The sequence below is a fragment of the Microbacterium sp. NPDC056569 genome (genome assembly GCF_042793475.1).
Taxonomy (GTDB): Bacteria; Actinomycetota; Actinomycetes; order Actinomycetales; family Microbacteriaceae; genus Microbacterium.
On record NZ_JBHTUV010000003.1, the window covers coordinates 214,196 to 230,551 of the forward strand.

General features: G+C 69.5%; 13 protein-coding genes. 7 read left to right on the forward strand and 6 right to left on the reverse strand.

The features are described from left to right. Window positions 1-162 precede the first annotated feature (162 nt). Window positions 163-1,536 (forward strand): replicative DNA helicase, encoded by a 1,374-nt coding sequence (dnaB, locus tag ACFQ7C_RS05305; RefSeq protein WP_378898471.1) that lies wholly within the window; start codon window positions 163-165, stop codon window positions 1,534-1,536. Between the two features lie 115 nt (window positions 1,537-1,651). Here dnaB and ACFQ7C_RS05310 read toward each other — a convergent pair whose 3' ends face one another. Continuing rightward, window positions 1,652-2,293, reverse strand: a complete 642-nt coding sequence (locus tag ACFQ7C_RS05310; protein ID WP_378898472.1) for an LON peptidase substrate-binding domain-containing protein — start codon at window positions 2,291-2,293, stop codon at window positions 1,652-1,654. 250 nt (window positions 2,294-2,543) lie between these two features. On the opposite strand from ACFQ7C_RS05310, the gene ACFQ7C_RS05315 reads away from it, so the two are divergent. From ACFQ7C_RS05315 to ACFQ7C_RS05325, 3 genes are all read left to right on the forward strand, one after another. Continuing rightward, the gene (locus tag ACFQ7C_RS05315) at window positions 2,544-3,023 is read left to right on the forward strand and encodes a hypothetical protein (RefSeq protein ID WP_378898473.1); all 480 of its coding nucleotides are present in this window, start codon (window positions 2,544-2,546) and stop codon (window positions 3,021-3,023) included. 219 nt (window positions 3,024-3,242) lie between these two features. Beyond that, window positions 3,243-3,821, forward strand: coding sequence for a hypothetical protein (locus ACFQ7C_RS05320; protein WP_378898474.1), 579 nt, complete (start codon window positions 3,243-3,245; stop codon window positions 3,819-3,821). Window positions 3,822-3,834: 13 nt separating this feature from the next. After that, complete coding sequence (locus tag ACFQ7C_RS05325; protein ID WP_378898475.1) at window positions 3,835-3,963, forward strand: hypothetical protein; 129 nt, start codon at window positions 3,835-3,837, stop codon at window positions 3,961-3,963. Window positions 3,964-4,011: 48 nt separating this feature from the next. Here ACFQ7C_RS05325 and ACFQ7C_RS05330 read toward each other — a convergent pair whose 3' ends face one another. Together ACFQ7C_RS05330 and ACFQ7C_RS05335 are read right to left on the reverse strand one after the other, a co-directional pair. After that, window positions 4,012-7,086 carry a hypothetical protein gene (locus ACFQ7C_RS05330; protein ID WP_378898476.1) on the reverse strand — a complete coding sequence of 1,025 codons (3,075 nt, stop codon included), beginning with the start codon at window positions 7,084-7,086 and terminating at the stop codon, window positions 4,012-4,014. 225 nt (window positions 7,087-7,311) lie between these two features. Continuing rightward, window positions 7,312-9,837 (reverse strand): transglycosylase domain-containing protein, encoded by a 2,526-nt coding sequence (locus ACFQ7C_RS05335; RefSeq protein ID WP_378898477.1) that lies wholly within the window; start codon window positions 9,835-9,837, stop codon window positions 7,312-7,314. Window positions 9,838-9,995: 158 nt separating this feature from the next. Here ACFQ7C_RS05335 and ACFQ7C_RS05340 point away from each other — a divergent pair, with 158 nt between their 5' ends. After that, a complete protein-coding gene (locus tag ACFQ7C_RS05340) occupies window positions 9,996-10,562 on the forward strand; it encodes a dihydrofolate reductase family protein (RefSeq protein WP_378898478.1) in 567 nt (188 codons plus the stop codon). A gap of 50 nt (window positions 10,563-10,612) precedes the next feature. Here the strand turns inward: ACFQ7C_RS05340 and ACFQ7C_RS05345 are convergent, their stop codons facing one another. Beyond that, entirely contained in the window at window positions 10,613-11,524 is a 912-nt protein-coding gene (locus tag ACFQ7C_RS05345; RefSeq protein ID WP_378898479.1) for a LysR family transcriptional regulator, read from the reverse strand. A gap of 72 nt (window positions 11,525-11,596) precedes the next feature. On the opposite strand from ACFQ7C_RS05345, the gene ACFQ7C_RS05350 reads away from it, so the two are divergent. After that, window positions 11,597-12,514 (forward strand): EamA family transporter, encoded by a 918-nt coding sequence (locus ACFQ7C_RS05350; RefSeq protein ID WP_378898480.1) that lies wholly within the window; start codon window positions 11,597-11,599, stop codon window positions 12,512-12,514. Here ACFQ7C_RS05350 and ACFQ7C_RS05355 read toward each other — a convergent pair. Together ACFQ7C_RS05355 and ACFQ7C_RS05360 are read right to left on the reverse strand one after the other, a co-directional pair. Continuing rightward, on the reverse strand, window positions 12,511-13,908 hold the full coding sequence (locus ACFQ7C_RS05355; RefSeq protein ID WP_378898481.1) for a DUF222 domain-containing protein: 1,398 nt from the start codon (window positions 13,906-13,908) through the stop codon (window positions 12,511-12,513). The genes ACFQ7C_RS05350 and ACFQ7C_RS05355 overlap by 4 nt on opposite strands. 202 nt (window positions 13,909-14,110) lie before the next feature. Beyond that, a complete protein-coding gene (locus ACFQ7C_RS05360; RefSeq protein ID WP_378898482.1) occupies window positions 14,111-14,473 on the reverse strand; it encodes a TetR-like C-terminal domain-containing protein in 363 nt (120 codons plus the stop codon). A 146-nt stretch (window positions 14,474-14,619) separates the two neighbouring features. Between ACFQ7C_RS05360 and ACFQ7C_RS05365 the strand changes: the two genes are divergently transcribed. After that, window positions 14,620-16,140 carry an MATE family efflux transporter gene (locus tag ACFQ7C_RS05365; protein ID WP_378898483.1) on the forward strand — a complete coding sequence of 507 codons (1,521 nt, stop codon included), beginning with the start codon at window positions 14,620-14,622 and terminating at the stop codon, window positions 16,138-16,140. The last annotated feature ends 216 nt before the right edge of the window (window positions 16,141-16,356 follow it).

The following is a 16,356-nucleotide window of genomic DNA, read 5'->3' on the forward strand; positions in this document are numbered from 1 at the left end:
GCGATGCCGGCCGGGATCGCAGGACGGGTTCATGCGGGGGGCGGAGTGCCGTGGCATCCCGCTCTTCGGCCATGCCCGGGCGCGCCGACTCGGCGAGCCGTCCGGCGATACCGCCGACAGACCTCGGACGATGTGAACGAACGGTAGGAGGACGAGCAGCCTATGTCGATCGCCGACATCTCCGAAGAGCGCATGGGGGGACCGCGTGACTTCGAACGCACTCCCCCGCACGACGTGCTCGCGGAGCAGAGCGCGCTCGGCGGGATGCTGCTGTCGAAGGATGCCGTCGCCGATGTGATCGAGACACTGCGCGGCAGCGACTTCTACGTGCCGAAGCACGAGCTGATCTTCGAGGCGATCCTCACCCTCTATTCGCACGGCGAGCCGACCGACGTCGTCGCCGTCACCGACGAGCTCATCAAGACGGGCGAGCTGCAGCGCGCCGGCGGCGCCGACTACCTGCACACGCTCACCTCGATCGTGCCGACCGCCGCGAACGCCGGGTACTACGCCTCGATCGTCTCGGAGCGCGCGCTGCTGCGCCGCCTCGTCGACGCCGGGACGCGGATCGTGCAGATGGGGTACTCGGGTCAAGGCGAGGCGCTCGACCTCGTCAACAACGCGCAGGCCGAGATCTACTCGGTGACCGGCGCCGAGCAGGCCGAGGACTACGTGCCGCTCACGATCGCGGTGGATGCCGCGGTCGAAGAGATCGAGGCCGCGCGCGGTCGCGACGGCCAGATGACGGGCATACCGACCGGGTTCTCGGGGCTCGACTCGCTGACCAACGGTCTGCACCCCGGCCAGATGATCATCATCGCGGCGCGACCCGCGATGGGTAAGTCGACGCTCGCGCTCGACTTCGCGCGCTCCGCGGCGATCAAGGCGAACATGCCCACCATCTTCTTCTCGCTCGAGATGGGTCGCAGCGAGATCGCGATGCGTCTGCTGAGCGCCGAGGGCGCGATCCCGCTGCAGTCGATGCGCAAGGGCACGCTCGACTCGCGCGACTGGACCACCGTGGCGGCGACCCGCGGCCGCATCAACGACGCACCGCTGTACATCGACGACAGCCCCAACATGACGCTGGTCGAGATCCGCGCGAAGTGCCGCCGGCTGAAGCAGCGGGCGGGCCTCAAGCTCGTCGTCATCGACTATCTGCAGCTGATGACCTCGGGCAAGCGCGTCGAGTCCCGTCAGCAGGAGGTCTCGGAGTTCTCGCGTGCGCTGAAGCTGCTCGCAAAGGAGCTGGGTGTGCCGGTCATCGCGCTGTCGCAGCTGAACCGTGGCGCCGAGCAGCGCGCCGACAAGAAGCCGGCCCTCTCCGACCTCCGTGAATCGGGCTCGATCGAGCAGGACGCCGACATGGTGGTGCTCCTGCACCGCGAGGCCGCCTACGAGAAGGACTCCCCGCGCGCCGGCGAGGCCGACCTCATCGTCGCCAAGCACCGCAACGGCCCCACCGACACGATCACGGTCGCGTTCCAGGGTCACTTCTCCCGGTTCACGGACATGGCTCCGGGCGACTTCGGGTAATCCCCTCCTGTAGGGGGCACTCTGTTACCGGACGCTCTCCGGTGGCTATGGGCTGACGTGCAGCCCTGAAGTCGCACCCGAGAACGCGGCGGCAGCACACTCAGCCCGCTCCGCCTCAAGGGTCGCCGGAATCAGCGTCGCGAGCATCGGCGGCGCGCGCGATCAGCACCGGCTCTTCCTCGAGGCATAGATCGATGATGCCGCGTAGCAGGCCTCCGAGACTGGTTGAGTTCAGCAGTCGGAACCGGTCGTATTCTCCCAGCGGAGCGATCGCGGCGAGCTGCCAGGACGACTCCACCGGATCGTCGGAAAGGTCCGTCCCAGGGTCCCATCGAGCCTCATCGAGTACGGAGGCGAGAGTCGCGAGGCGGCGCACCATCCGCTCGGCTTCGCGGTGGAGCGGGGCGAGCGCCTCATCCCACACGAGCGGGGCCATCTCCGACACCTCCGCCACCGGGTGCGGGTCGTCCTCACCCCATCGGTCGACGGTGATTCGCTCCCCGCCCACGGCGACCACGTACAGGTCGGCGGCGCCCGCCTCGATCTGAAGGATCCTCGCCATTGTGCCGACGGAGGAGCGCTGATCCCCACCGCCTGCCTCGAGCCCGCGCTCGATGAGGACCACCCCGAACTCCGGGTCCTCCACGTCGAGCAGGCGACCCATCATGGTGAGGTAGCGCGGCTCGAACACCCGCAGCACCAGCGGTGTGTATGGCAGCAGGACGCTACCCAACGGGAACATCGCGACGGCGCCCATAGGCATCAGTCAATCAGCCGGACGCGTCCCCGGGGCGGCGTCGTGCGGGTTCGCTGTGTGGCTCCGGCAGGGACTCCGAGCTCGCGGCGACTGGTAGCGCAGCTCTGGGAGCGGGTGTGGGTTCCGCTGTCACCGGCGTGGCCGGTCTCCTGGCGCCAGAGTGCATCCAGATCGGCCCCGGGCAGGGAATCACTTCAAGGGTGGCTCTGGGACTGCCGGTCCCAATATGGTGTCGACATGAACCTCGCACGTGGGCGGCGGACGCGCCAGCATCAACGGCGACCTGATCGACCGAGGAGTGAACGACCTTGCACGGGGCACGGTGGGCCTCGACACTGACGGCAACGTGAAGACCTACACGGTCGAGCCGGGTGACGCGCTGTACGCGATCGGTGACCGGTTCTGCATCGCGAACGCGCTGACCATCGCGACCCTCAATCACACGCGCACGATTCAGCCTGGCGAGGTGTTGCTGCTTGCGCCGGACAGCTCGATCCCGTGGGTGGAGTACTTCAACCCGCGCAGCGCCGAGGGCGGCTACCAGCAGATTCCCTACCAGCTCGCGGTCGAAGCAATGAGTGCCGCTGCCTGGGCGGGCGACGTCGAGAAGATGCGTGCCATCTTCACGAACGAGCTGCGCGGACTCTACCCCGACCCGGCCGAGGCTGACGTCATCGCGCAGGCGCTCGACGCCGGCGACCTCGACGTGCTGCGCCAGATGTTCGCGTAGCCCGGTAACCCCATCGAAGCCCTTCGCATACCCGGGTTGCGCGCGGCACGGCCAAGCACGTAATCGCAATCCTGACGAGCTGGGATTCGCCAGATGCTCGGACTGGCGCCGCGGGCCGGAGCGATGATGCAATCGGCCCATGGGGAAAGTCGTATGACGAGGATCGACCGATCACGACCCTGGCGCGCGGTTCTCGCCGGCCTCGGAGGAGTGTGGTCCTTGGCGATCCTGCCGTTCCCTGCGACGGAGTTCGGGGTGTCGCTGTGGAGATGGGTCTTCCACCACCGGGCGTACTTCTGGGCGCGTGAGGCCGTCCATGATCCGTACATCGTCTTCGGTGCTCTGGCGGGGTTGTCTTTCCTGGCCATCGGGCTCGCGCTGCTACCGGATCTGCGCAGAGCCGGATGGGGAGGCACGGTCATGGCATGGCTGGTCATCGCGGGAGCGCCCATCACCGCGCTCAGCTACCTCAACACCCCGCAGGAAGCGCCATTGCACTTCCTGTGGGGCGCCGAGGCATTCGTGCTCGTCGCGGTCGGGTTGGCCGGCATCCTCGCCGCCGTGACGGCCGGATCACGCTGGCGTCTGTGGGTGCGGATTGTTCTGGGACTGACTCTGCCGGTCCTCGTCGTGGGCACCCTCGCCACGGGTTACTGGCCGCACGGTCCTCTCGTGTTGCTGGGCGTGGAGGCGATCGCCGTCATCCTTGCCGCGCCGGATGGCATGCCGCGCGCGCACGAACACGATGCCCGCGCCGACTCGACCCGCGGGCGCAGTGAACGCAACCGTCTGCAGTAACGGTTGACGCACGGTGCCGAAACGTCGCTCCGTCGCGGACACCGATCTGCCCGCCTACGCCATCGACGAGCAGACCGCGAGCTCGATCGTCGACGGCACCGTCGAGGTGATCACGGAGGGCGACAGGGCGTACTTCGACTGAAGCGGCCGGCCGGGAAACCCCGACCGGCCGCCTCCGCGTCTCACCCGATCAGTGGGCCGCGATCAGATCGTTCGTCCAGCCGATCATGCGCTGGGCGAACACCGCGTCCACGCCCTTGCCGAGCTGGCCCTGCAGCTGCTCGACCGCCGCGCCGAGCTGGTTCACCTCGGTCGGGTGCTTGCCCGTCGCGTGACTCTTCAGCGCCGCGTTGAGCTTGTCGCGCAGCCCCTTCTCGACCTTCGGGTCGGTCACGAGCTTCTCGGCGACAGCCCGCGTGAGGTTGTTGCTGAGCGACTCGGTCGTGGCGAGCAGCGTGAACGCCCGGGTGGCCGTCCCGGTGTTGCCGACGAAGTCCGTCGCCGTCGCCACCGCCGCGTGGGCGCCGGTGTCGAGCGTGAACATGTCGAGCACGTAGCCCGTCGGCACCTCCGTGCCGTCGAACTGCACGGACTGCGTCTCGACGCCGCTCAGCGAGTCCGTGATCGTGTACTGCACGCTCGCGAAGTCGTCGGTGTCGTAGCCGGTCGCCGCGGGCTGGCTGAGGTCGATCACCGGCGCCGTGCGGTCGACGCGGACCGTCTGGGTGCCGCTGACGGTCTCGCACTCGCTCGCCGTCTTCCACTCGATGACCCACTCCAGGTTCTCGTCGGCGTCGGCCGGGAGGGCGAACGCGGCGACCGCCCCGTTCACCGTCGTCCAGGTCGGCTGCGCGCCGGCCGGGTGGACGGAGTACGTCGTGGTCAGCGACTCCGGCGTGAAGGAGTCGTCGGTGGCGGCGACGGTGAAGGTGTGGTCCACACCCACCCACTGCACGCCCGAGACGACGGCTTCGTCACCGGCGATCTGGAAGTCCGCGCTCAACGACCCGGCGATCCACGCCGGCGCGCTCGGGGCGTCGCCGTGGTCGGGGAAGTTCTTCCCCGGCAGGTACCAGGCGCCGTTCTCCCAGTCGCGGAACACCTCGCGGAAGGTCGAGCGCGCGACGCACGATTCCCACAGCGGCATCTGACCGGTGCCGGCGTAGTGCGGCTCCTCGTCCGAGTGGTGGCCCGGGTCGGGCGAGTCGAAGACCGGCAGGCGATCGGCGCGCCACGAGTGGTCGGAGTCGATGCTTCGCAGCCACGGCTGCCCATCGAGGCCGTCGATCATGACGTTCGCAGGGCGCCCCGCGGGGTCCGTGTAGATCGCCGTCGACACGCTCGGCAGCAGGCCGGGGCTGCGGTGATCGGAGATGACCTGGTTGAGGCCGTTCGCGTCGAGCAGCAGCAGCTTCGACATCTGGACGGCGTCGTAGGCGGGCTCGAAGTCCTCGAGGGTCCACTGGGCGCTGTCCTTCAGGCGCGAGGAGGGCACGATCGTGCCGTCCGGCAGCTCGACCTGGTCGCCGACCAGCGGGTCGACGAGACCCATGACGGCGTCGAGGTATTCGCGGTCGCCGTCGTCGAAGAGGTCCACGTGCACGTCGTCGTCCGAGAAGGGCACGTCGATGTCGGCCGAACCGACCTCCATCCAGTGCGTCGGGTGCTTCAGGAAGTCCGACAGCAGCTCGACATCGAAGCCGAGGGCCTCCGAGGCGAGCTCGAGCACGAGCTCCTTGGCGTCGGCGATCAGCGGGTCGAACACGTCGACGTCGGGCATGATCGTCTGCATCAGGTCCTGCAGCCAGAGGAAGACGTCGCCGCCCTCTTCGACGACCTCGCCGACGAAGTCGGGGGCGCCGAGCATCGAAAGCAGGTACTCGTTGATGAAGCCGGGCTTGTCGCTGTCGTTCAGACCGCCGAGCGTGTAGCCGGCGACCTGGAAGATGCCCACGCCGTCCTCGCACTTCGCGCGATCGGTGTCGAGCACCTCGTCGGTCTCGCCCTCTTCGGCATCGCCGTCGCACAGGAAGTTCTGCGCGTCACGGAACGTGCCCGCGTCGAACAGCGTCTTCGAGAGCGCCTCGCCGAGCTCCGGCCAGTGCCGCAGACCACGGTCGATGTCGTCGATCCACGCGTCGAGGTAGGCGATGATCGCCGGGTTGACGACGGCGTCGTCGGCCTCGTCGATCAGGCTCGTGACGCAGAAGATCTCCGCTCGGCACTCCTGCACGGTGACCGCCTTGACCGTCACGCCGCGCACGGTGTCGACCGTGACGTTCTGGACGACCTCGAAGCAGTCCGGGTCGACGATGTTGCAGTCCTCGTAGCCGAGGTCCTCCGCGATCGCCGCGCGCTCGATCTGCAGCTCGGCCTTGAGGTCGATGAAGTAGTCGATGAGCGGCCCGCGGTTCGGCTCGGGGTCTTCGCCGACGGTGTACGCGAGGCCGGGGCATCCGTCATCCGCCGTCCCGTCGCCGTCGTCGTCGAGACCGTCGCCGCACGTGCCGACCGGCAGCGGGTTGTTCGGGTCGACGAGCGTCTCGTAGATCCACTCGTTCGGAGCGGCGTACGCGAACGCCGGCGTGGCGTCGTTGCTGTACTCCGGTCCGGTCTCGTCGGTCTCGCCCGCGACCTGACTGCGCAGCGAGTTGCCGTCGTAGCCCGCCGTCGCGTCGCCGACGTAGCCCTCGGCGATGACGTGGCGCAGCGCGATCTCGAGCGCGGTCGGGTCCTCGATGTCGAGGATCTCGCCGACACCCGGGAACACGCCCTCCGCGACCTGGTTGATGAGCGTGTGCGCCCACATGTCGCCGGCGGCGTGCGTCATGAAGCCGTACGCGAAGGCGAGGATCTGCTCCTTCTCAGCGGCGCTGCGGCCCGCGTCATCCTGCGCGTCCCACGCCTCGGTCATGACGTGCTGCAGCCACTTGCCGGTCTCGTCGGGGTGGATCGCCGACTGGCCGTAGGCCAGGTCGGGGAATCCGTCGGGGCCGATGACGCCCGCGTTGTACGCGGCCGGCTGGTTCTGCAGCGCCGTGACGATCTCGGCGCGGACGGTGTACTCGGTGCCCTCGATGGTGACCTGACCGTCGTCGGTGACGTCGTCGTAGGCGTTCTCGGCGGTGGCGTTGTGGGTGTACGGCTTGAAGGCGGCGGCGGGCAGCGCGCTGACGACGAGTGTCGTCACGGTGAGCGCCGCCGTCGCGGTCAGGCCGGCCGCGAGCTTCGTGAAGCTGCGGCGTCGGCCGGCGGTTCGAGACATGGGCTTTCCTCCCCAAGGAATGGACGTGCGGAACTGATGCACCACGAGACTGGCGGCAGTGCGCCGGGTGCCGGATGGGTGACCGGTGCTCAGATCGCGCGCGGCGATTACTCAGAGCACTACTCATCCCGACGCATCGAGAGTCACGGTGGCGCGCACCAGATACACGATTCGAGAGACGGATGCTGCGGCAGGGCGTCCGCTCACGCGCGCAGCCGCGACGGGTCAGTCGTCGTTGCCGTTCCCGTTTCCGTTGCCGTTCCCGTTGCCATTCCCGTTTCCGTTCCCGTCCGGCGGCTGGGCCGGGGCGGGGTTCTGGCCGGGGGCCGGTGCCGGCACGGGGCGCGGGGGCGGGGCCGCACGGCGGACCAGGTTGCCGGGCGGAGCGGGGAAGCCGCCGCCCGGGTACAGCTGGTTGGCGGTCGCCTGGATGTCCCGGGTCATCGGGAGGCGGATCGTCGAGAGCGCCCGGCCGTTGTGGAATGCACGGAAGACGTCGCCGAATCCGTACGTGTTGCCCACCCACACCGCTGTCGTCACGCGCGTGCTCGACTCGACCAGCCACGTCTGGATGTTCTCGTGCGTGCCCGTCTTGCCCATCATCGGAGTGCCGTCGTTGGGGTTGCCGCCCGACCCGGTGCCGCCCGGGCGCATGACGCCCTGCAGCGCGAACGCCGTCGCCGCCGCAACTTCGGGGCTGATCGCCTGAGAGCATCGGTTGCCCGGCACCGGCAGCTCGGCGCCGTCGGCGTTGACCACGCGCTCGATGACGCGCGGCACGCAGTAGACGCCGCCGTTGGCGACCGTCGCGAATGCCTCGGCCATGGCGACCGGTGCGATGTTGTTGGTTCCGATGATCGACGCCGCGCCGTCGAGGTCCACGGGATCGCCGTCGCCGCGGGTGACGCCCATGCGGGCAGCGACGTTCTCGATGTCGCACAGGTCGAGCTGCTCCGCCATGCCGAGGAATCCGCTGTTCAGCGACTGCGCGGTGAACTGCATGGGTGTTCCCACGTAGCCGGCAGCGCCGCCGAAGTTGCGCACGACGTGGTTCTCCCGGTTGACCCAGGTGCCTTCGCAGCGGTCGCGCATACGGGGGATGGCGCGCAGCGTGCCGTTGACGCTGTCGGACAGCGTGCGTCCCTGCTCGAGCCAGTCCACCAGGGTGAACAGCTTGAACGTCGATCCGGTCGGGAATCCGTCGGACACCCCGTGCGTGTGGTCCCCGGCGTAGACGAGCGACGTGTACACGGGGTCGGTGAGCGCGAGGTCGCGGTCCTCCGTGAAACGGTTGTTCTGGCTGATCGCCAGGATGCGCCCGGTGTTGACCTCGATGCTGACCGACGCCGACCCGAACAGCATGCCCGCCACCGCCTCGGGCGCGTACCGGTGCATCGCATCCTGAGACGCGTTCTGCAGCCGCCAGTCGAGCGTCGTGTAGATGTTCAGGCCCTCGCGCGTCAGTGACTTCTGCCTGTCGTCCGGGGTCGCGCCGAACGCGCTCGCGTAGTCCGGATCCAGCTGAACCGTGTTCACGACGTACTGGCAGAAGAAGGGCGCGGAGGTGGAGGCGCACCGGGTGGGCGGCGGCTGCAACGCCGGCGCGATCGGCTCGATCGCCGCGGCGACGTACTGCTCGGCGGTGATGCGGCCGTCCTCGCGCATCCGGTCGAGCACATAGAGCTGGCGACCCTTCGTTGCGCTGTAGGGGTCACCGGCGGCGAGGTACTGCTCCTGCGTGATCGTCCCTTCGGCGAGCAGGGTGTCGAGGCCCGCCAGGGTGCCCGGGGTGACGTCGTCCACCGACCCGTCGGCGGCCTTGTTGTACCTGGTGCCGTCGGCGCCGAAGATCGAGCCCGCCGACCGATCGATCCGGAAGGTGTTGGGGTTCTGCACGATGCCCGCGAGCGTGGCCGCCTGGGTGAGCGTGAGGTTCGCCGCCGTGGTGCTGAAGTAGTAGCGGGCTGCGGCCTCGATCCCGTAGGTCGTGCCGCCGTAGTTGGCGATGTTGAGGTAGCCGAGAAGGATGTCGTTCTTCGAGTACTTCTGCTCGAGGGCGACCGCGTAGCGCATCTCCTGCAGCTTGCGCGTGTAGCCCTCGGTGCCCTCGGCGGTCGTGGCGTCTGTCCAGCACTTCTGGAGGACGTCGTCGCGGCTCATCTCGACGACGGGCTGGCCGTCCTCCCCGATGATCTTCTGGCCGGCCTCATCCGTCGCGTACAGGGTCGCAGCGTTCTCCTCGCACTTCTGGATGAGGACGTTCTTGACGTACTGCTGGCTGATCGAGGAGCCGCCCTGGGTCGCCCCGCCTTGCGCGTTCTTGATGAGGGCGCGCGTCGTGCCGAGGATGTCGATGCCGCCGTGCTCGTAGTAGCGAGGGTCCTCCGAAGCCAGGATCGCGTCGTACATGACGAGCGCGACCTGGTCGAACTCGACGGGCTCGCGATTCTGGTCGTAGAACGACGTCAGCTCGACGTCCTGCCCGGTCGCGGGATCGCGCGCGTAGATCGTCGTCGGCAGCATGAGCCGATCGATCTCGAGGTAGCTCGGCATGCGATCGAACAACGACACGGCGGTGCTGGCGGCGTGGCCCGAGATCGCGATCGCCGGGGCGAGAGGCGCGACGACGAGCACTCCTGCGACGACGCCGAGCACGAGGAGTCCCACAAGACCGCCGAGGACACCGGCGAGGGTGCGCCGGTACGGCGGCAGGGACGAGTCCTCTGCCGAGACCTGTCGTGACCGCTTCATGCTGCTTCCCATCTGCGGTGGGAGAAATCATGTCAGACCGTCCGCGATTGCGCGATGGGTTCCACAACCTCGAAGCGGCGCATAGGGTCGGGCACGCAGCATCCGTTCGAGAACGAGTCGCGCGCCGACGCGCAGAACCGGACACGAAGGAGCGTCCCATGCAGACCCTGACGGTCGACTTCATCATCTCGCTCGACGGCTACGGCGCCGCAGAGGGATGGCCCGGATTCTGGGGGATGGAGGGCCCCGAGTATCTGGGCTGGCTCGCCGAGTCGCCCGAGAAGGACGACCCCCTGCTCATGGGCGCGACCACCTATCGCCTCATGTCGGAGCTCACCGCCGGCGGCGAGGAGGGAACCGACATGCTCGGCGGGATACAGAAATACGTGTTCTCGTCGACCCTCGAGGAGCCCCTCGCGTGGGAGAACTCGACGCTGGTCCGCGAGGATGCCGTCGAGTTCGTCCGCCGGCTGAAGGAGGAGTCCGACCGCGCGCTCCGCACCCTCGGCAGCGTCGCCCTGTGCCGCTCTCTCCTGCTCGCCGGACTCGTCGATCGGTACCGCGTCGGCGTGTTCCCGGTGATCACCGGCGCGACCGGACAGGACCGCATCTTCGACGGCTACCCCGACGTGCGCCTGGACCTCGTTGAGTCGCGCACCTTCGACGGGCGCATCCAGCTGCTCGAGTACGTGCCGACGGTGCTCGACGGCCCTCCCGGAGCGTGATCGGGCACACCTGAGGGGGGACGGATGCTGCGGCCCGCAGCATCCGTCCTCTACATCGCCTGCGCGTGCTCGACGAACGCGTCGAGCGCAGTGCGCAGTGCGGGGGAATCCTCCTGCGAGCGGCGGTGAACCGCGAGCACGTCGCGGGTCGACGCCGGTGCGGCGGTCGGGATCGCGACCAGGTCCTCGCCGATGTCGCCGCGGCCGAGGCGCGGCACCAGCGCGACCGCGCGCCCGGTGCGCGCGAATTCGAGGTGGTTCTGGAACTCCATGGACTCGTGCACGATGCGCGGCGCGTTGGGGACGCCGTCGAAGAGCCGCCGCAGCCACTGCCGGCAGATGGTCGCCTCGAATGTCGCGACCCAGGTCTCCCCCGCAAGCTCTTCGGGGCGCAGTTCCGTGTGCCCGGCGAGCGGGTGGTCGCGGTGCAGGATGACGTCGGCGACGTCCGTGAACAGGGGCGTCGAGACGAGGTGGTCGGGCATCGCGAGCGCGACGCCGCCCCAGCGGTGCACGATGCCGAGGTCGCGCTGGCCCGAGGCGACGAGTGCGATCGTCTCCCAGGGTTCGCTTTCGCGCAGGGGCAGTGAGAGATCGGGGTGCCGCTCGGCCAGCCCGCTCAGCACCGGGATCACCAGTCCGCGCACGACCGTCGAGAACGCGGCGACCCTGATCTCGCCGACGACCCGGTCGTCCGCCCCGGCGGTGAGCTGGAGATCGGCGCGCAGACGCTCGAGGTCGGCGAGGATCGGCGTGGACGCGACGACGAGACGGGTGCCCGCCTCGGTGAGGATGACGCCGCGGCCGGCGCGCTCGAGGAGTGCGATGCCGGTCTCGCGCTCGAGTCGCTTGACCTGCTGCGAGACCGCGGACGGGGTGTATCCCATGCTCGTCGCCGCGGCGACCACGCTGCCCTGCGTGGCGACCGCACGGAGCGACAGCACGGCTTCGAGATCGATCATGAAGCAACGCTACATCGTTTCATGACAAAAGCATCGCTGGTGCTTCATCCACGGATCGGGTGGAGTTGAGGCGTGAAGAGACGCGACATGGTGCTGGCCGCGGTGGTGGCATCGTTCTGGGGATTCAACTTCGTCGTGATCGACTGGGGGATGACGGGCGTCCCGCCCCTTCTGTTCGTCGCGATCCGCTTCCTGGTGGTCGCGCTCGCCGTCTTCGTGGTCCCGCGCCCGCGCACCTCCTGGCGCACGGTGATCGGCGTCGGCCTGTTCATGAGCCTCGGGCAATTCGGGCTGCTGTACACGTCGATGGCGCTGGGGCTGCAGCCGGGGCTCGCCGCGCTCGTGCTGCAGGCGCAGGCGGTGTTCACGATCCTCATCGCCGCGGCAGTGCTGCGGGAACGCCCCACGGTGCCGCAGATCGCGGGTGTCGCGCTCGGCGTCATCGGCCTCGCCATCGTGGCCGCCGGCCGCGGCGGCGAGGCTCCCGTCCTCGCCGTCACGCTGGCGCTCGCGGCGGCGTTCTCGTGGGGCATCGGCAATGTGATCTCGCGTCGTGCCGGGGCGGTCAGCGGGCCTCGCCGGCTGGGCTCGCTGTCGCTCACGGTGTGGTCGGCGCTCGTCGTGCCCGTTCCGGCGCTGATGCTGTCCTTCGTGGTCGAGGGGCCGGAGGCGATCGCATCCGGCGTCGCCGCGTTCGGCTGGCAGTCGGCGGTCTCGACGCTCTACACCGCCGTGCTGTGCACGATCATCGGCTACTCGATCTGGAACGGCCTGCTTGCCCGGAACACCTCCGCGGCGGTGGTGCCGTGGGTGCTGCTCGCACCGGTCGTGGCGATGGCCTCGGCCGCGCTCCTGCTCGGCCAGATCCCCACGCCCGCCGAGATCCTCGGCGGCACCCTCCTGGTCGGGGGCGTGCTCGTCACGGGCCTGCGCCGTGCATCGATTCACCGGCGTGCGATGACGGATGCTGCCACTCGGCGATTCGGCTAGAAGGGTGGTGCGCCGGGGGATCCCGGTGGGTCGTCGGCGGGGAACAGCCAGGGCTCGCGCATCATGCGGCGGAGCCGGTCGGCGGTGTCGTCGGGGATGAATCTGACGACGGGTTCGGGGTGGTCGGTGTGCTTGCGGCCGGTGGGGCTGGTCCAGACCAGCACTCCGGCCGAGACCTGCTCGACCGTCCACGCGGTGACGCCTTTGACGGTGTGGTGACGACGGCAGAGGTGGGCGAGGTTGGCGTGGTGGGTGGGTCCGCCTTCGGCGGCGGGGATGGTGTGGTCGATGTCGCAGCGCCATACCGGGCGGCGGCAGCCGGGGAACCGGCAGCGTTCGTCGCGGGCGGCGAGGAACCGGTGCAGCGCGGGGCCGGGCCGGTATCGGTCGACGGCGAGCACGCTGCCGGTGGCCGGGGAGGTCATCACGCGTTCCCAGCCGGTGGCGCCTGCGGCGAGGATGCGGGCGGTGTCGGGGTCGATGGGGCCGTGCCCGGCGAGCAGGACGGGTTCGGTGGACGCGCCGGTCATGGTGAGCACCGGGATGGTGACCTGCACGGTGGCGCGGATCGCGTCGAGTCCGGTGCCGGCGACGCAGTCTCGGGGGCCGGCGCCGAGCAGGGTGTCGGTGAGGATGTCGGTGCGCAGTTGGTCCATGGTGCGCTCGTCGACCTCGACCTCCTCGTCGCGGTCTTCGTCGTCACCCTCGCCCTCGCCGGTGGCGCGGGCGGCGATGACGGAGCGGGCCTGCTGGGTGAGTCGGTCCACGATGCCGTGGGCCAGTATCGCGGGCATGATCGCCGTCAGCGCGGCCATGTCGTCGGCGAGGTCGACGACTTCGATGCGACGCCCGGCGACGGCGTCCTGGTGGCGTTCCTCGAGGGTTCGCTCGAGGAACCGTTCGGCGATCACACGCAGTACGGAGGCAAGCCGGGCGGGCGTGAGGGTGGCCGCGCGCTCCAGCGCCAGTCCCAAGAACTCGGCGCGGGCGTCGTCGTCGGAGATCGGGGCGCCGGCGTCGTGGATCACCGCCAGGTGCTGCCGGGTGATCTCTCCGCGCTCCAGCGCGTCCACGCCGGCCGCAAATCGGTCGCATAAGTCGCCGGCTTCGCTGAGCAGCCGGTTCACGGTCCATTCCGAGACCCGGGTCGACGTCGCCAGGTCGGACACCAGGGCCCTGCGGTCCAGCTCCACCCGCCGCGCCCGCTCCGGCGACGCGTGCCCGGGTCGCGCTACGGCGGCGGCCGCAGCCGCCAGCACCCGGATCTCCGCCGCCTCTGCGATCGCACGAGACTTGCGCCCGGCCTCGAACGCGTCGACCAGCCGCCCCAGCCGCAGGAACGCAGCCACGCCCTCATCGCCGGCACCGGCATCGGAGGCGGGGATCGCAGACATCGAGGCTCGCAGTCAGGTGGGAGCGGAGCGAGATTCCGCGCGTTTCACGCTATCCACCTCGACACCTGCCCGCGGCCCAAACCACACTGCCCGACGCCCTCAGAGGGCCACTCGTTCATAGAATCTCTGAGCGATAGTCTATCAATCTGAGCCGCATCGAACAAGTGTGAATAGAACAAAGCTTCGTATCCTTCGACAGCGATCAACCTGGTGAACCGCCCGCATCCACGCGCGCGGCAAGGCTGTCGATGAGCACCTCCCACGCCGCATCGAGGTCGGCGCCGGGCGGAAAGCGCTCGGCGATCTCGAGGGAGACGAGCCCGTGCGCCCACGCCCAGGAGGCTCGCGCGACATCGTGACGCGCGCCGTCCTCGCCGAACAGCTCGAGCACGGGTTCCATCGCCGCGCCCTCAGCCCCTTCCTGCATCGCATCGCGATCCAGCGGGCGGGCCGTCATGAGGCGATAGAGCTGAGGTCGCGCGAGCGCGTGTCGCCGGGACGCGGTGGCGAACGCCGCCAGCCGAGACCGCGGAGTGTCGGGTGCGGAGGTGGCAGCATCCTGCATCTCCCGAGCCTCGCCAGATCCCGAAATCGGGCATCGCTTTCCCGAATCGATTCGATACACTGGGCGTCTGCCACTCGGCACCTCTCCGTCGCCTGCGGGCGCGGCATCCTTCCCCTCCCTCGCCATCTCGTTCGAGAGCCGCCCTCATGACCACCGCCCTGACGACGGGCCGCCCGTGGCGCGTCATCGTCCTGTTCTCCGTCCCGCTGCTGATCGGCAACGTGGTGCAGCAGCTGTACCACTTCGTCGATGCCGTCGTCGTGGGGCGCCAGCTCGGCGTCGACGCGCTCGCCGCGGTGGGTGCGACCGGCAGCATGCTGTTCCTGCTGCTCGGATTCGCGTGGGGTCTCACGTCGGGCTTCGCGATCCCGACGGCGCAGGCGTTCGGGGCGCGCGACTACGCGGCGGTGCGGCGCTCGGTCGCGGCGGGCACGATCCTCACCGGGGTCTGCACGCTGCTGCTGACCGTCGGCGCACCGCCGCTCACGGCGCCCCTGCTCGAGCTGCTGCAGACGCCCGCCGAACTCATGGACGACGCCATCGTCTTCGCGCAGATCAGCTTCCTCGGCGCCGGCGCGATGATGTTCTTCAACTACCTGTCGGCGATCATCCGCGCCATCGGCGACTCGCGCACGCCGCTCGTCTTCCTGACGCTCGCCTGCGCGCTCAACGTGGTGCTCGTCATCGTCATGGTCGGCCCGCTCGGCTGGGGCGTGGGCGGCGCGGCACTCGCGACGGTGGTGTCGCAGGCGATCTCGGTGCTGCTCTGCCTCGAGTTCGTGCGGCGACGGATGCCGGTGCTCCACGTCCGCCGCAGCGACTGGCGTGTGAGCCGGGCCGAGCTCGCGGAGCATCTCCGCCTGGGTCTGCCGATGGGCTTCCAGGCCTCGATCATCGCGATCGGAACGCTGTCGGTGCAGGTCGCGCTGAACGAGCTCGGTGCCGACGCGGTCGCCGCGTACACCGCGGCATCCCGGGTCGACGGTCTGGCGGTCGCCCTGCTGCAGTCGCTCGGCCTCGCCGTGTCGATGTTCGTCGCGCAGAACCACGGTGGCGGCCGGCCCGACCGCATCCGCCGCGGTGTGATCCAGGCGACGTGGATGTCGGTGGGCGCGGCCATCGTGCTCGGTGCCCTGCTCATCGCCTTCGGTGCGATGACGGTGCAGCTGTTCATCGACGAGGGCTCGGCCGAGGTGGTCGACCTCGCCGCGCAGATGCTCGCCATCAACGGCGCGACCTACTGGATCCTCGGGATCCTCTTCGTCCTCCGCGGCGCGCTGCAGGGGCTCGGACACACCCTCATCCCCACGGTCACCGGAGTGATCGAGCTCGTCATGCGCGTCGGCGCGGCGGTCGTGCTCGGCAGCGTCTTCGGCTTCATCGGCGTCGCGGCGAGCAACCCGCTCGCGTGGCTGGGCGCCGTGGTCGTGCTCGTGCCCGCGTACATCGTGGCCCACCGCCGGCTGGCGTCGACCCCCGTCACGCCGATGGTCGCGACCCCGACGACGCCGATCGCGGTCATCGGACCCACCGACGGCTCGATGGTCGTCGATGCGATCGTCACGCAGCCGATCGTGCTGCCGGCCATCGCCCAGGGTGGCGCGACCCGTCGCCCGCGCCGGTTCCGGTTCGCGCCCTCCCGCGACAAGCGCCGCACACGCGGCTGAGCGCCGCGCGCGGCGGCTGAGCGAGCGCGTGTCACGGCGGCGTCCGTCCTTCCCGCGGGCTAGTCGGCCCTTGTGGTCGCTGCGCCCGCGCGGAGCGGCCGTTCGGGCCGACTGGGCACTTTGGTGGCGCGCCCGGAGAGGTGCTTCCGCGGTCAGTCGGCCCTTGTGGTCGCTACGCCCGCGCGGAGCGGCCGTTCGGGCCGACTCGGCACTCGG

Bases quoted from the DNA above. Each gene is read 5' to 3' on its own strand.
- dnaB (WP_378898471.1), top strand. From the start codon at position 163: ATGTCGATCGCCGACATCTCCGAAGAGCGCATGGGGGGACCGCGTGAC.
- ACFQ7C_RS05310 (WP_378898472.1), bottom strand. From the start codon at position 2,293: ATGGGCGCCGTCGCGATGTTCCCGTTGGGTAGCGTCCTGCTGCCATAC.
- ACFQ7C_RS05330 (WP_378898476.1), bottom strand. From the start codon at position 7,086: ATGTCTCGAACCGCCGGCCGACGCCGCAGCTTCACGAAGCTCGCGGCC.
- ACFQ7C_RS05335 (WP_378898477.1), bottom strand. From the start codon at position 9,837: ATGAAGCGGTCACGACAGGTCTCGGCAGAGGACTCGTCCCTGCCGCCG.
- ACFQ7C_RS05340 (WP_378898478.1), top strand. From the start codon at position 9,996: ATGCAGACCCTGACGGTCGACTTCATCATCTCGCTCGACGGCTACGGC.
- ACFQ7C_RS05345 (WP_378898479.1), bottom strand. From the start codon at position 11,524: ATGATCGATCTCGAAGCCGTGCTGTCGCTCCGTGCGGTCGCCACGCAG.
- ACFQ7C_RS05355 (WP_378898481.1), bottom strand. From the start codon at position 13,908: ATGTCTGCGATCCCCGCCTCCGATGCCGGTGCCGGCGATGAGGGCGTG.
- ACFQ7C_RS05360 (WP_378898482.1), bottom strand. From the start codon at position 14,473: ATGCAGGATGCTGCCACCTCCGCACCCGACACTCCGCGGTCTCGGCTG.
- ACFQ7C_RS05365 (WP_378898483.1), top strand. From the start codon at position 14,620: ATGACCACCGCCCTGACGACGGGCCGCCCGTGGCGCGTCATCGTCCTG.